Annotated in this window: 15 protein-coding genes; 1 reads left to right on the top strand and 14 read right to left on the bottom strand. The window is 59.1% G+C overall.

Annotated elements, in window-relative coordinates; genetic code table 11:
- Positions 1–93: 93 nt before the first annotated feature.
- Positions 94–678, top strand: a complete 585-nt coding sequence (locus FYJ40_RS00500; RefSeq protein WP_229770598.1) for a flavodoxin domain-containing protein — start codon at positions 94–96, stop codon at positions 676–678.
- Between the two features lie 75 nt (positions 679–753).
- Here FYJ40_RS00500 and nagA read toward each other — a convergent pair whose 3' ends face one another.
- From nagA to FYJ40_RS00430, 14 genes are all read right to left on the bottom strand, one after another.
- A complete protein-coding gene (gene nagA, locus FYJ40_RS00495; RefSeq protein ID WP_154514990.1) occupies positions 754–1923 on the bottom strand; it encodes an N-acetylglucosamine-6-phosphate deacetylase in 1170 nt (389 codons plus the stop codon).
- 117 nt (positions 1924–2040) lie between these two features.
- On the bottom strand, positions 2041–3207 hold the full coding sequence (locus FYJ40_RS00490) for an SIS domain-containing protein (RefSeq protein ID WP_154514992.1): 1167 nt from the start codon (positions 3205–3207) through the stop codon (positions 2041–2043).
- A gap of 114 nt (positions 3208–3321) precedes the next feature.
- Positions 3322–4053, bottom strand: coding sequence for a GntR family transcriptional regulator (locus tag FYJ40_RS00485; protein WP_154514994.1), 732 nt, complete (start codon positions 4051–4053; stop codon positions 3322–3324).
- Between the two features lie 184 nt (positions 4054–4237).
- On the bottom strand, positions 4238–5320 hold the full coding sequence (locus FYJ40_RS00480; RefSeq protein ID WP_138374505.1) for a PTS system mannose/fructose/sorbose family transporter subunit IID: 1083 nt from the start codon (positions 5318–5320) through the stop codon (positions 4238–4240).
- Positions 5310–6110 carry a PTS sugar transporter subunit IIC gene (locus FYJ40_RS00475; RefSeq protein ID WP_154514996.1) on the bottom strand — a complete coding sequence of 267 codons (801 nt, stop codon included), beginning with the start codon at positions 6108–6110 and terminating at the stop codon, positions 5310–5312. The genes FYJ40_RS00480 and FYJ40_RS00475 overlap by 11 nt, the downstream gene beginning before the upstream one ends.
- Before the next feature lie 90 nt (positions 6111–6200).
- Entirely contained in the window at positions 6201–6683 is a 483-nt protein-coding gene (gene agaV / locus FYJ40_RS00470; RefSeq protein ID WP_154514998.1) for a PTS N-acetylgalactosamine transporter subunit IIB, read from the bottom strand.
- 36 nt (positions 6684–6719) lie between these two features.
- Positions 6720–7001: a preprotein translocase subunit YajC gene (gene yajC / locus FYJ40_RS00465; protein WP_154515000.1), complete on the bottom strand. Its 282-nt coding sequence runs from the start codon at positions 6999–7001 to the stop codon at positions 6720–6722.
- Entirely contained in the window at positions 7001–7444 is a 444-nt protein-coding gene (locus tag FYJ40_RS00460) for a PTS fructose transporter subunit IIA (protein WP_117743271.1), read from the bottom strand. The genes yajC and FYJ40_RS00460 overlap by 1 nt, the downstream gene beginning before the upstream one ends.
- Before the next feature lie 646 nt (positions 7445–8090).
- On the bottom strand, positions 8091–9176 hold the full coding sequence (locus FYJ40_RS00455) for a hypothetical protein (protein WP_154515002.1): 1086 nt from the start codon (positions 9174–9176) through the stop codon (positions 8091–8093).
- 126 nt (positions 9177–9302) lie between these two features.
- On the bottom strand, positions 9303–10388 hold the full coding sequence (locus tag FYJ40_RS00450) for an isocitrate/isopropylmalate dehydrogenase family protein (RefSeq protein ID WP_154515004.1): 1086 nt from the start codon (positions 10386–10388) through the stop codon (positions 9303–9305).
- Between the two features lie 6 nt (positions 10389–10394).
- Complete coding sequence (locus tag FYJ40_RS00445) at positions 10395–11093, bottom strand: hypothetical protein (RefSeq protein WP_154515006.1); 699 nt, start codon at positions 11091–11093, stop codon at positions 10395–10397.
- Positions 11094–11108: 15 nt separating this feature from the next.
- Positions 11109–11537 (bottom strand): hypothetical protein, encoded by a 429-nt coding sequence (locus FYJ40_RS00440; RefSeq protein ID WP_154515008.1) that lies wholly within the window; start codon positions 11535–11537, stop codon positions 11109–11111.
- 5 nt (positions 11538–11542) lie between these two features.
- A complete protein-coding gene (locus FYJ40_RS00435; RefSeq protein WP_154515010.1) occupies positions 11543–12622 on the bottom strand; it encodes an NAD(P)-dependent oxidoreductase in 1080 nt (359 codons plus the stop codon).
- 98 nt (positions 12623–12720) lie between these two features.
- Positions 12721–13674: a DegV family protein gene (locus tag FYJ40_RS00430; protein ID WP_154515012.1), complete on the bottom strand. Its 954-nt coding sequence runs from the start codon at positions 13672–13674 to the stop codon at positions 12721–12723.
- Between the last annotated feature and the right edge of the window lie 42 nt (positions 13675–13716).

Genomic DNA, 13716 nt, shown 5'->3' with positions numbered 1-13716 from the left:
CAAACCCGCACGCTCAGCGATGTGTCCGGTATCCCAGCCATGCAACGGGGTACCATACAGACATTGATGCAATTACAGCTGGAAGGCCTTCTTATGCGAACCATCATCCTCTACGCCTCGCGCCATCACGGCAATACGAAAAAGCTCGTGGACGCCATCGTCGAGGCACACCCCGAGATCGATACCCTCGACGTCAAGGCGCTCGGCAAAAACGAGTATCCCAACCTGCACGAATATCATCTGATCGGTGTCGCCACGGGCATCTATTACTCCGAGATCGACAAGGATATGGCACGCGTGCTCACTAACGTGCTGCAGCCGCAGGACAAGGTGTTTGGCCTTATGACCTACGGTGGCAAAAACAAGTGGTACGGCAAGGATATCGATGGCATCTGCCGCATGAGGCAGGCCATCTTTATGGGTGTCTACGGCTGCCCCGGCTTTGATACGTGGGGGCCGTTCAAACTCACCGGTGGTGTCCAAAAGGGACACCCGACCGCTGAGGAAATTAAGGGCGCCGTCGACTTCTTCGACAAGATCGAAGACGAGTATGGCGACATCATCGTCGAAGAGTACGCCAAGCGCGAGAAGCGCCTAGCATACGAGAAGGAGCATCCTGCAGGAGGCCTGGTGGCCGGCGTTAAGCGCACGGTAAAGAAGATCGCTAACAAGCTGTAACTGTGAAGGTACTTTTGAGCGTTTAACCCATGCGGCGGGTCCGAGCAGATTCGGGCCCGCCGTCTTTTTCTATCGTTACTCGGTAAAGGCGTTACCGACGCTCTGACCGCCAACATACGTCTCGACGAGGGTGAGCTCATGGTCGAACACGACAAAGTCGGCGTCACGACCCGGCATGATGCTGCCGCACTTATCCTCGATGTGCACGGAGCGTGCCGGCACCTCGGTTGCCATGCGAATGGCGATATCGGCACTGGCAATGCCCCAGTCGACGATGTTCTTAACGCCCTGGGCAAGCGTGAGCACCGAGCCGGCAATGCTCTTGCCGTCGGCGAGCCAGCACAGGTTGTCCTTCATGATGACGTCCATGCCGCCACTGGTGTAGCTGCCCTCGGGCATGCCGCCGCAACCCAGGCAGTCGGTGATGAGCACCGTATGCTGCCAGCCCTTTGCCTGCAGCAGCGCCTTGATAGCGCCAGGGTTTACGTGCTTGCCGTCACAGATGATCTCGGCGTAGGTCTCGGGCGTGGACATGGCAGCACCCACAACACCGGGCTCACGGTGATGCAGTCCGCGCTGGCCGTTATAGGTATGCGTAAAGCAGCTGGCACCGGCGTTGATGGCGGCGATGCACTCATCGTAGGTGGCGTCGGAGTGACCGATGCTGGTCACCACACCCTTGGCGTTCAGAGCAGCCGCATAAGCAGCGGCACCGTCGTGCTCGGCTGCCATGGCGCTCTTAACGATGCGACCACCCGCAGCCTCCTGCCACTGATCGAAGACCTCCTCGGAGGGATCGATAAGATAAGCGGGGTTCTGCGCGCCCACGTGCTTCATGGTAAAGAAAGGGCCCTCCAGGTAGATGCCCTGAATGCGAGCACCGCAGAAGTCGGGGCCACGGCCCTCGTCCGCCTGAGCGATGGCGGCGCAGGCGTCCTTGATCTGCTCGACGCCATCGGTGAATGTCGTGGGCAGCCAGCTGGTGGTACCGCGACGGGCGAGCTCGGTCGAGCTGATATCGATGCCCTCGGGATCGTTATCGGTAGTCGAATGGTTATAGAAGCCATGGATGTGGGTGTCGACCATGCCCGGCGCGATCCACGACCCCGTGTAGTCCTTGATCTCGCAGGAGGGCTCGTCGGCCTGCCAAGCGCCAAAGACGCCGTCCTCGACCATAAGATAGCCGCCCAGTTGCGGGCCTGCCGGCAAGAAGAACTTGTCAGCCTTAATTGCGTACGTGCTCATATGTACTCCTTACTTCTAAAGCAGTTGACTGTGGTGATGTTTATACCCAGCTCACGTAAAACAAAAAGCGCCCGCCCGCCGTTATGAGCGGACGGGCGCCCTTACAGGGGGACGCGATTAAGCGGTGAAGGGGTGAATCGTCACGCCCTTGACCACGCGGTTGACCGTGCCGGTGGGGCTCGGCGTGTCGGGCGTGTTGCCCACGCGCACGGAGTTAAGCAGGCTGATAGCCTGAGCAAACATCACGAACGGCAGAGCAAGGTAGCCCTCGGGAAGTGCCTCGTAGCCCTTAAAGGTGAAGGACTCACCCTCGTAGACAGTAGCGCCATCCTGCTGAACGGCAACGGTGTGCTGAGCAATATCGTCGCCACCGATCTCATTGAGGATGTCGATGTCGTACTGACGGGTGTAGGCGTCGTTGTTGACGAACACGAACACGAGGGTCTTGTCGTCGACGAAGGACTTGGGTCCGTGACGATAGCCCATGGAAGTGTCGTAAGAAGTGGCAACCAGGCCGTGAGCGAGCTCGAGGATCTTGAGCTGGCTCTCCTGGGCAAGGCCACCGAAGGAGCCAGAACCCAAGTAGGTCACGCGGTTGAAGTCTCCAGCGAGGTAATCGGCGACCTCTGGCTCACGGGAGATGACCTCCTCGCCCATCTTGGCGATGGTCTCGACCCACTCGGCCTTCTGCTCGTCAGAGGCAGTGTCGAAAATAAGGGTGGCGAGCAGGGTCATGCAGGAATAAGAACCGGTCATGGCGAAGCCCTTGTCGTTGGCGCGCGGAATGAGCAGCGTCAGCGCGTTGGGATCATCGGCAGACTCGACGGCGAGCTTGCCCTCGGGAGCGCAGGTGATGTTGAGGAATTTGACGTTGTGGACAAGCTCCTTGGCAACGGCAACGGCGGCAAGGCTCTCGGGGCTGTTGCCAGAGCGGGCAAAGGAAACCACGAGCGTGGGATCCTCGGCGCGCAGGAAGTCGCGCGGGGCGCTCACGATGTCGGTCGTGGCAATGGGCTTAAAGTCGTAGAGATCAGTGTTGCCAGCGTGACGCAGGTACGGGGCGCAGGTATCGCCAACGTAGTCAGACGTACCGGCACCGGTGAAGACAACGGACAGACGGCCCTCGCCCATGGCGCGAGCCTCGGCCAGAAAGGCCTCGATGGCCTCCTTGTTCTCACGATAGATGTTGAGCGTATCACGCCAAAGCTCGGGCTGCTGAGCAATCTCGGCCGTGGTGATCTGGGCGCCGAGCTCGGTGAGCTCCTCGACACTCTTCTCGAACATTTCTAATACCTCTCTCTAGAAGTAATCCTCTGACGTGCAATTATACACTTCAGTTGGTTATCTGGTAGTAACCAGTTAACTGCAAGGAATCACCATATGGAAACGATGCGAACACTAGTTGCTACGCTGGTGGTAAACCTTGTATTTAAACTGATCGGCACGAGCAACCGAGAGCGTATACTCCACAACCTCGTTTGACTCGTTATACGTAGTCCTGACCAAATCGAGCACAGGCGACCCCTCGACAATTGCCAAAAGGTGGGCATCGGTGGGACGAGCTATGCTCGCATAGAACTCCTCTTCGGCCACGCGAATCTTTTGCTGAAAGTCCTGCTCAATCACATCGTAAAGCGGCTTACTCTCCAGCAGTGGTCGCTTTAGGGACAGAAATTGACGAACCGGCAGATAGCTGCGTTCGACCATCATGGGCATGTTGTCGGCAGAACGAAGGCGCTTGAGCTTAAAAACGCGATCACCGATATGCAATCCCATATGCTCGGCTAGATTCTTATCGGCCTCCATCTCGCAAAACTCGAGAATCGTGGTCTCGGGGTCACGACCCATCGCGCGCATCTGTTCGGTAAAGCTGTAGGACTGCATAAGATTGGTTGCCTTTGCCGAACGGTCGGTCACAAAGGTACCGCGACCGTGCTGCCGAACCACCAGTCCTAAACGCTCCAGTTCCTGCAGAGCCAGGCGTACCGTGGTGCGCGAGAGACCATAGCGCTCCGAAAGTTCGCGCTCGGAAGGAATCATGTCACCGGCACGATATTCATGGTCAATCTTTTCGGTCAGAATATCGACCAGCTGATCGTACAGCGGTTGCTTACGCGCCCCGATCGCCATCCTATCCTCCCATTTTCTCAAACTCGGCTACTACCTTGGGTGGTTAACATTATCTGTCTGCCACATCCGAATCATCAAGAAAACAAAAGCCGCGCGCTCTTTCGAGCACGCGGCTTTTAACATACACATGGCTTAAGGGGTCGGGGTGTGAGCCGCGTAGGGACACACCCCTCAAGCTAGAGCCTTACCAGATGCTCGGCCAGAGACCAAGCGGGCCAGCGCCCAGGATGCCCAGGACGAAGAGCAGCAGAATGCCCTTGGTCGGGGTCCAGCTGTGCTTAGCGAACATGTAGTAAAGCAGCAGCGTAAGCATAAGCGGGACGAGCTTCGGGACGATGGTGTTGAGGGTGTCGGCAACAGAGAAGTTGACCGGATCCTCGGTAACGGTGCCGTAGGTCACGGACTCCATGCCGTTGCCCAGATCGGTGACGCCGCACTCGACAGCGTTGCCGTCGGCATCGGAAGCGGTGAGGGCGTTGCCGTCCTTATCGGTCATGGCGATGGTTCCGGCCTCAGCGGTCTCGGTATCGATGCCCTCCATACCGGTGAAGTTCTCGGCCTCCTTCTCGGAGACGATCACGGTAGTAGCGGAGAGGCCACGGGTGGTGCCGTTGGGAATCTGGAGGTTGATCTGGGTGCCACCCATGGTGACGACCAGGCAACCGACGACGAAGACGCCCATGATGGAAGCGGCGCGCGTGAAGGCCTGCATGTTGGCGGTCAGAGCGTCAATAGCGCTGGTGCCAAGCTTGTAGGACCAGTTCATGAGCCAGAAGCGCAGTGCGAACTGGACGGCGTTGAAGATCACCAGGAAGATGATCGGCGCAGCGGCGTTGCCGTTGATGGCCATGTTGGAGGTGATGCCAGCCGTGATAGGCACGAGCGTCAGCCAGAACAGGGCGTCACCGATGCCACCGAGCGGGCCCATTGCGGCGACGCGGACGGCGCGAATCGTGGGGATGTCAACCTTGTTCTGCTCGAGCGAAAGCACGATGCCCATAACAAAGGTGACGAGGAACGGGTGAGTGTTGAAGAACTCCAGGTTGTGGCTCATGGAAGCCGCGAGGTCGTTCTTGTTGGTGTGGATCTTCTCCAGACCGGGGATGATGGAGTAGAGCCAGCCAGCGGCCTGCATACGCTCGTAGTTGAACGAGGCCTGCAGGAAGCAGGAGCGCCAAGCCATCTTGTTGAGGGTCTTCTGGTCGAGCTGCGGAGCAGGAGTGAGATCCTCGTAGTGCTCCGGGATCACATACTCATTAGATGCCATCTTCGAAGTCACCTCCGTCAGAAACAGCTGCACCCTTCAGCTCGGTCTGCTGCTGGAAGTCCCAGAAAGCGATGCCGAAGCCGATGAGAGCGAGGATGAGCAGGGCAGGAGTTGCCAGAGAATCGTTGGCAACGGTGATGATCGCGAGGCCAAAGCCCATGAGGAAGAAGCCCCACATATCGCGGTTCATCATAACCTTGAGCAGGACGGCGAAGCCGACGAAGCGCATCATGCCGCCTGCAGCGGAGAGACCGGTCTGCAGCCAAGCCGGGATGGCGGAAGCGATGGTCTGACCGATGGTAGCGCCAGCGATGAAGAACAGGGTGACGACGATAGCGAAGATCAGGCCGAGCAGAGCCATGGCGAAGTAGTTCAGACGCTCGATACCCTTGGTGTCAGCGTTGTGAGCCATGTTGTCCGCGGAGGACATGAGCGGCGACATAAGCGTGAAGACCAGGGTAACGCCAAGCTGACCAAGCAGAGCGAACGGAATGGCAAGGCCGACTGCCGCGTTGGGCTCGAGGCCCGTGGCGATTGCGAGAATGGCTGCCATGATGCCGCCGATGACGGCGTTAGGCGGCTGAGCGCCTCCGATCGGCATGTTGCCGATCGTCATGAGCTGATAGGTACCACCCACGAGAAGACCGGTGTTGAGGTCGCCAAGGATAAGACCGATGACGGCGCCGGTGACGATGGGCTGATAGAGAGACTCGAGGAAGTTGAACTGGTCGATTGCCGCGACGAACGTGACGATGAAGACCAGAGCGACCTGGATGATCGAGTATTCCATCTTGCTCCTCCTTTCAAAATGCATGTACGCACTTTTGATATCACGTACAGAACGTCAGGGTTTCACTCCTGACAATGTGGATCACGAGGATTACGAGAAGAGCTTGCTCGTGTCCTCAACAGGCGTGCTCGGAACGCGCCTGATCTCCAGCTCCACCCCCAATTCCTGCAGCTCTTTAAACGCAGCGACATCCTCGTCGTTAACTGCGACGGAGGTGGCGACTTGGCGCTTTCCTTCCGACATGTGCATGTTGCCGATGTTTACCTTCTTTATAGGCACACCGCCCTTGACGAGCGTAAGCACGTCTTCCGGTGTTTCGGCCACGATGAAGATCTTCTGGCGCGGGCTCGCCTTGCCGATGACGTCGATGGTCTTCTGCAGGGAGAAGAAACGCGTAGCGACGCCGGCGGGAGCGGCCATCTTCATGAGGTTCTGGCGCATGGTATTGGTCGAAACGTCGTCGTTGGCGACGAGGATGAGGTTGGAGCCCAAAGTGGAGTTCCACTGGGTGGCAACCTGACCATGAATCAGTCGGTTATCGATGCGGGTAAGAAGAATGTTGGGTTCTGCCATGTTGATCAGCTTCCTTTCGCTATTTGCTGACGACAGTTACTTGATCTCCTGAATCGCGTAACGCGAAACATCTACGATGGCTCCGGATCGGACTTTGATCTGGACCTTCTCGCCTTCGATGCCCTTGACGGTTCCGTAGATACCGCCGGCGAAAAGAACCTCCTGACCCGGCTTGAGCTCGGCGTGCAGCTCCTTGAAGTACTTCTGCTTCTTCTTCATGTTGATTTGCGACCAGATGGTGTAAATCAAGCCCATGATGACAAGCAGGCCTAAAAGAGCGACCGAGGAGCTCAGGACGTTGGCTCCGAAATCGGCCATTAGATGCCGTCCTCGTCGCCGAAGATATCCTCTTCGTCGGAGCCGGCAACGGATGCGACCGTCTGGGCGGTGATGCCCGTCTGACCAACGGTCACTGCCTGCTCACCAAGCTCGGCGAGCGTGGCATTGCCGCGGAGGAACAGAAGCTCAATAACCATGGGGAGGTTAGTGCCGGTCAGAACTTCGACGTTGTCGACATCCTGGGCAATCATCATCGACTGGTTAAACGGGGTGCCGCCAAGCAGGTCGGTAAAGACGAGCACGCCATCGCACTCCTCGCGCATGGCGGTAATAGCTGCGCGGAGATCCTCACCGTAGGAAGCAGCCTGATCGCCCTCAAAAGGAACGACGGTAAAAGCGGGCTGGTCACCGGCAACCATAGCGATAGCGCTTGCGAGACCGGGTGCGAACTGTCCATGACCGGTAAGAATAAAGCCAACCATTCAAATTTCCCTTCCGAAGGTGTGTACGATCTGAGTCCGATGATTTTCGGAAGCCAGCGGGCGCTCGCCCTTAAAGCTTCTTGGAAAGCGTTCTTTGAAGACCAGTGGTTTCTCAACTGGTAGTAACCACGTGACGTGTTGTTGTCACTATATCACCCCAGAAGAGGTCGCTTTCGTTGATTCATACAGTAAAACGTTTTTGCACCGCTCACGGTGATATTTCGACCGTTTACCGGTCGTTAACACATCTACCTGCGGTTTTGAAACCGTTTCGAAATGCTTTGGCAAAAGATCGGATCTTTTTCCGTGTCTAAACAACGCAGGGCGGCTAAAAATAGCGTGTAGAAAAATTGCAGGTCATTGTGAAGATATGTGAATTGGTCTTTTTGACTTAATACCAGTCTGAACCAGTTTTGAGATTATCGGCGAACGGTCGTTTTCGACCGTTCACCGGTTACTTGCAATCGTTTGCAGTTGTTTTCCCAGATGAATTAGGGAGACCCGATGAAGCACGTGCGTGATCATTCAATCTGCCCTTTCCGTCTCAATAGATAGCCCTCCAACGCAAAAAGCCCCCTAGAACGATGTCCGTTCTAGGGGGCTTCATCAGATATTTCGGCTTCGTACTCGAAGGCTCAGGTAATCTTTACGCAAACAGGCCGTAGATGCTGATATTGGCCTTGGCGTAGAGGCCGTTGGCGTACTCGGTCCACTTGGAGCTGGCGCTCGAAGCCTGCGAAGAGTACTGCTGGTAGGCGGTGTAATAGGCGGTCATGGCCTGCTTATAGGTAGCGCTATCGGCCGTAAAGGCATCGTCGGCAAAAGCCTTAGCGTAGGTGCTGTCCTTGTCCTTCCAGGTGCCCTTCTTGCTATCCCACTCGTCACCGGCAAGGTTGATGATGTAGTCGGCGTAGTCCTTGCTCGCGGTGTCCTCGTTGCCGTCAGAAGGCTCGGTCGGAGCGATCGGCATGCTAGCGGAGCTATCGCCCACCTTCTTCTTGTAGAGCTTCTGCAGCGTCGCGGACTGGCGGACGATCTGCTTGGCCTGGTCCTTGGACACGCCATACTGCGTGGCCATGGTCTTGTAGTCCGAAGTGCCGATAGAATCCTCGGCGTACTCCTTCATCTCCTTAGAAGAGACGGTGATGCCCTCATCCTCGGCAGCGTCCAGCAGAATCTGGTTGCGCACGTAGGACAGGATAACGTCGGCAGAGGGAGCGGTGTAGTTGCCATCGCTATCCTTGACGGTGTCGAGGCTGTACTGGCTCTCGATGGCCTCGCGCGCGGTGATGTCGCTCTTCTTGCCGTTGTAGCTGTAGCTTGCCACGGTCGAATCGAGCTGGTCCTCGGTGAGGGTCGCCGAGCCGACGCCCTTGCCGCCAAAACCACCGTTGCCGATAAAGAAGCCGACCACAGCAGCGATCACGATGGCGACCACAAAGGCGGCAATCATCGTCTTCTTGTGCTTGGATGCGCTGTCGTCCACGTCGGAGTCATCGTCCTCGTCCTGCTCCTCAGGCATGAGGTTCTCGTCGGCGGCATCCGCGGCAATCTGAGCCTCCAGGCGGGCGTCCTCCTCCTCGGCGGTCGTGCCGGCAGCAATGTGCTCGGCAGACGTACCTGCGACCAGATCGATCTTCTCGTCCTCGTCACCGTCGGGGCCTTCGCCGCGCTCGATGATCTGGATGCCGTCGATCTCGTCCTTCTCGTCCTTCTTTTGAATCAGACCCATATCAGTTACTCCTTGTTAAGAAACATAGTCCTCAATAGAATACGCCCGACAGAGCGCCGGGCGTATTCATTCTCAGGTTATCCGCAAACGTATAAGTACCGCTTAGGCGTTTGAAGCCGTATCCCCTTAGGCAAGATGCGCGATAACGGCATCGGCAAAGGCCTGCGTGCCCACGGCGCCCTCAATGGAGCCGGTCTGGGCACGACGCACGTCACCGGTAACCTGCTCGCCCTCGTCGAGCGTGGCAGATACGGCGGCGCGAATGCGATTGGCAGCGTCGTTCTCGCCCAGGTGATCGAGCATCATAGCCGCAGACAGAATCTCGGCCGTGGGGTTAGCGATATCCTGGCCAGCGATATCGGGCGCGGAGCCATGCGTGGCCTCAAAGATGGCACAGTCGGCTCCGATATTGGAGCCGGGGGCCATGCCAAGGCCGCCTACAAGACCGGCGCACAAGTCGCTGACGATATCGCCATACAAATTGGGCAGGACCAGAACATCGAAGTCGTTGGGGTTCTGAACCAGACCCATGCAGGTGGCGTCGACGATCTTGTCGTTGAACTCGATATCGGGATAGTTGGCAGCCACCTCGCGAGCCACGCGCAGGAACAGGCCGTCAGTCGCCTTCATGATGTTGGCCTTATGCACGGCCGTCACCTTTTTGCGTCCGCAGCGGCGAGCATACTCAAAGGCGTACTCCACAATACGGCGGCTCTTGGCGATGGAGATGGGCTTGATCGAGATGGCGGAATCCGCGGCGAAGGTTTTCTGACCCGAGCGCTCGACAAGCTGTGAGAGCTCCTCGACCTCGGCAGCGCTCTCGTCGAACTCAATACCAGCGTAGAGGTCCTCGGTGTTCTCGCGCACGATAACCAGGTCGACATCGCGGAAGCGCGAGCCATCGCCCGGTTGCGACTGGCAGGGGCGCACGCAGGCGTACAGATCGAAGTACTTACGCAGGGCAACGTTGACGCTGCGGAACCCCGTACCGACCGGCGTGGTGATGGGGCCCTTGATGGCAACTTTGGTCTGGGCGACGGCATCGAGCACATGCTGGGGCAGCGGCGTGCCAAACTCGTCCATGACGCCGGCACCGGCCTCCTGGACGTTCCAATTGATCTGGACACCGGCGGCCTCGACCACGCGGCGCATGGCCTGCGTAATCTCGGGACCGATACCGTCACCGGGAATCAGGACTACATCGTGCGCCATAATCTGTTACTCCTCGTCTTCGGCGTCGTCAGATTTTTTAACGCTAGCACGCTTCTTCTTTTTGGAGAGATCCAGGCCAAAACGTTTAACAAGCATTTCGCAAATCTCGCTCGAACGGGCCTTGAGATAGCTGCCCTTGCCGTTCTCGGCATCGAACTTAAGGCGCAGCGCAAGCTTCTCGGCGATCTCGGCATCGATCTCACCTTTGCCAAACTCGTACAGGCAGCCGAGCATATCGCGATACTCGAGGTCACCGTGGTAGCACTGGATGGCCTCGTCCAGGATGGGCCAAGCCTCGAGCGAACGCTCGACGCTCGTGGCACCCCACACGCACAGCAGGCGGAAGGCGGCATAGCGCAGCGTGGAGGAAATCTCGTCAAACAGTGCGGTCTCGGCGCCCTCAAAGGCATCGCCCAGCTGGTCGGGGCAGGTGGTGGCGAGCGCCGCCAGGGCATCGAGGGCCTCCCAGCGAGTCTGAGCCTCGGGCCGGTCGAGCGCCTCGATCAGCGCGGGCACGCAGGGCACGACGCGCTGCGGATCGCGCTCGGCAAGCAGGTGCAGCACGCGGGCGGCAAACTGGCGGATACGGCGCGTGGGGCAGCCGAGCTCCTGGACCAAGCGGTCGACGGTGTTCTCGTTCTCCTCTGCCAGCTGAAGCTGTGCCAGCTCCTCGTCGGTGAGCTGTTCGTCTTTGTTTTCTGCCATAGTTACCTCTTCTTACTATTTCTTAGTGTGCCTGCCAGCACCCTTGCTGTCATCGGTGACCGAGACGAGCTGTCGGTCAGCCGCGCCATTGCGACGCGCGCGGCGGCGCTCCTCGGCGTCGCCTGCGTCGGCGGCGGCGCGGTGAGCCTTGTTGACGTTAAAGACCTCATCGTGCTTGCGCCACGGACCAACGGACTCGCCAAAGCTCATCTTAAGGCCGGCGATAAAGCCGCCAAGCCAGCCGATCGGCGCAAACTGCACCAGCGGGAACAGCGAGAACACCCAGGTCAGCAGGACGACTGCCGCCGCTCCTGCAAAGTTGGCAATCCAGTAGTCGCGCTTGGTGATGACGCGCTTTTCGCACGCCCACTGGCCGCACAAAAAGCCAATGTAGATCGCAAAGAGAAAGAGCACTAGCGCAAGCACCACGAACGTCCAGCTCATGGGCGCTACTCCTCGTGATGGCGGCCGCAGCAGCACTCGTGGCCGTCGTCATGGCCGTGGCCGCCGCAGCACTCGTGGTCCTCGCCATGGTGGTGGCCACAACCGCACTCGTGGTCGTCGCCATGCTCGCCGCAACCACAGCCTTCCTCGTGAGCACCATGCTCCTCGGGACGATACTGCGACCAGTCCAGACCGGCGGCAATGGCGTCGGCCTCCTCTTTATAGAGGACATTGATGGCCTGGGTACCCAGCTTGGCACCACCGATGGCGTCGAGCATGTCATAGAGCGTAAAGGCCACGTCGGCGCCGGGCAGCGCAAGCTCGCGGTCGTCGGCATAGGCGAGCGCCAAGCGCAGGTCCTTGATGAAGTGCTCCACCATAAAACCGGGCTTGTAGTCGCCGTCGAGCGCCTTGGGCGCCAAGCTCTCCATGGCACCGGACTTGCCGGTGCCGCCCAGGATCATCTGACGGGTCTTCTCCATATCAAGGCCGCTCAGCTCGGCAAACGCCAACGCATCGGCCATGCCGACCATGCAGGCGCCCAGCGACACCTGGTTGGCGAGCTTGGCAGCCTGGCCCTTGCCGGCGCCGTCGAAGCAGCAGATGGTTGCCGCAAAGGTGGAAAGGATATCGCGGACCGGGGCAATGTCGTTCTCGGTAGCGCCCACGATAGCCGTAAGCGTGCCGGCGATAGCACCCGACTCGCCGCCGGTGACGGGGCAGTCAAACGCCATGCGGCCGGAAACCTGGGCGGCCTCGGCAATGTCGCGCGCCAGCTCGGGCGAGCTCGTGGTGAGGTCGATCAGGACCGCACCGGGCTTAGTGCACGCGAGCAGACCGTCGCCCGCCAGGTAGAGCTCCTCGACCTCGGAGGGATAGCCCACCATGGTAAAGACGACGTCGGCGTTCGCCGCGGCATCTGCCGGCGTATCGGCCCAGACGGCACCGCGCTCAACAAGCGCTGCAGCCTTGGACTTGGTGCGGTTGTTGACCGTGACGGGATAGCCGGCGTCCAGAATGTGGCCGGCGATAGGGGCACCCATGATTCCGGTGCCGATAAATGCGACAGAGAGCTTGTTTGCCATGAAACCTTTCCTTTTGGGTTGGGTGTTATTACCAGGTTGAATACTCGTTGCCAGCGTTTGAGCTGTGAGTCGAGGGCGATTACGGACGCAGCGCTTGCCTACTGGCCGCGCACGCGGCGGGCGATGCGGTCGGAAAGCGACGCCTTGTCGGTGCGGTTCTTGCCCCAAAACGCGCAGGCCACCATGCCGGGGCCCACGTGCGAGCCGATGGTGGGGCCCACGGAGCTGCGAATGATCGTGACGTCGGCGCAGCCCTCCTCCTTGCGGATGGCGGCTTCGAGCCAATCGCCGTCCTTTTCGGCATCGGCCGTCATGATGGCGATGGGCATGGTGCGATCGGGCACGTAGTTCTCGCGGAACGACTTGAGGATGGACTTGAGCGCCTTCTTGCGGCCGCGGTTGACGCCGATCAGCGACAGCGAGCCGGCAAGGTCGTAGGAGAGCTCGGGCTTGACGTCGAGCTTTGCCGTGAGCTGCGCCGCCGTGGGCGGAATGCGGCCGCCGGCAGCCAGCGCATCGAAGCTCTCGAGTGTAAAGTAGCCGTGCACGTAGGTCTTGGCCTCGTTTGCCCAATCGACCAGCTGCTTGGCAGTCAGTCCCGCCGAACGCTGGCGCACGGCCTCAAGCGCCAGGAGCTCGCCGGTCGCGCAGGGCAGAGCGTTGTCGACCACGTAGAGCTCAAAGTTGGGATACTCGGCGCGCACGGCATCTGCCGCCTGGCACGCGGAGTTGTAGCTCGACGACAGCGCCGAGGTAAAGCACAGGTAAACCGTGGGCGTGCCCTCTTTGGCGCACTCGGTAAAGAACTCGATATAGCGACCGAGCGACACAGCCGAGGTGGACACGCGGGCACCGGCGCGCATGCGGTCGTAGAACTCCTTAGGGCTCATGCTCGACCAGATGTCGTCCGTGCGCTCCTCGCCATCGATAATGAAAGGGAAGCCCAAGATATCGACATCGAGGTTCGCGGCGACCTCGGGGTTAAAGTCGCAACAGGTATCGACGACGATACGGCAACGGTCCGAATGACCGGCGGATGCGGCCTTGTCCATCAAAGCGACTCCTTACGTAAAAAAGGCGGCCACCCGCATGGG

It is taken from the genome of Collinsella sp. WCA1-178-WT-3 (M1) (assembly GCF_009696325.1).
In the GTDB taxonomy this organism is placed as follows: domain Bacteria; phylum Actinomycetota; class Coriobacteriia; order Coriobacteriales; family Coriobacteriaceae; genus Collinsella.
This window is presented reverse-complemented; position numbering and strand designations above follow the sequence as displayed.

Bases quoted from the DNA above. Each gene is read 5' to 3' on its own strand.
- nagA (WP_154514990.1), bottom strand. From the start codon at position 1,923: ATGAGCACGTACGCAATTAAGGCTGACAAGTTCTTCTTGCCGGCAGGC.
- agaV (WP_154514998.1), bottom strand. From the start codon at position 6,683: ATGGCAGAACCCAACATTCTTCTTACCCGCATCGATAACCGACTGATT.
- FYJ40_RS00440 (WP_154515008.1), bottom strand. From the start codon at position 11,537: ATGAGCTGGACGTTCGTGGTGCTTGCGCTAGTGCTCTTTCTCTTTGCG.
- FYJ40_RS00500 (WP_229770598.1), top strand. From the start codon at position 94: ATGCGAACCATCATCCTCTACGCCTCGCGCCATCACGGCAATACGAAA.
- FYJ40_RS00445 (WP_154515006.1), bottom strand. From the start codon at position 11,093: ATGGCAGAAAACAAAGACGAACAGCTCACCGACGAGGAGCTGGCACAG.
- yajC (WP_154515000.1), bottom strand. From the start codon at position 7,001: ATGGCCGATTTCGGAGCCAACGTCCTGAGCTCCTCGGTCGCTCTTTTA.
- FYJ40_RS00450 (WP_154515004.1), bottom strand. From the start codon at position 10,388: ATGGCGCACGATGTAGTCCTGATTCCCGGTGACGGTATCGGTCCCGAG.
- FYJ40_RS00430 (WP_154515012.1), bottom strand. From the start codon at position 13,674: ATGGACAAGGCCGCATCCGCCGGTCATTCGGACCGTTGCCGTATCGTC.
- FYJ40_RS00435 (WP_154515010.1), bottom strand. From the start codon at position 12,622: ATGGCAAACAAGCTCTCTGTCGCATTTATCGGCACCGGAATCATGGGT.
- FYJ40_RS00460 (WP_117743271.1), bottom strand. From the start codon at position 7,444: ATGGTTGGCTTTATTCTTACCGGTCATGGACAGTTCGCACCCGGTCTC.
- FYJ40_RS00490 (WP_154514992.1), bottom strand. From the start codon at position 3,207: ATGTTCGAGAAGAGTGTCGAGGAGCTCACCGAGCTCGGCGCCCAGATC.
- FYJ40_RS00475 (WP_154514996.1), bottom strand. From the start codon at position 6,110: ATGGAATACTCGATCATCCAGGTCGCTCTGGTCTTCATCGTCACGTTC.
- FYJ40_RS00455 (WP_154515002.1), bottom strand. From the start codon at position 9,176: ATGGGTCTGATTCAAAAGAAGGACGAGAAGGACGAGATCGACGGCATC.
- FYJ40_RS00485 (WP_154514994.1), bottom strand. From the start codon at position 4,053: ATGGCGATCGGGGCGCGTAAGCAACCGCTGTACGATCAGCTGGTCGAT.
- FYJ40_RS00480 (WP_138374505.1), bottom strand. From the start codon at position 5,320: ATGGCATCTAATGAGTATGTGATCCCGGAGCACTACGAGGATCTCACT.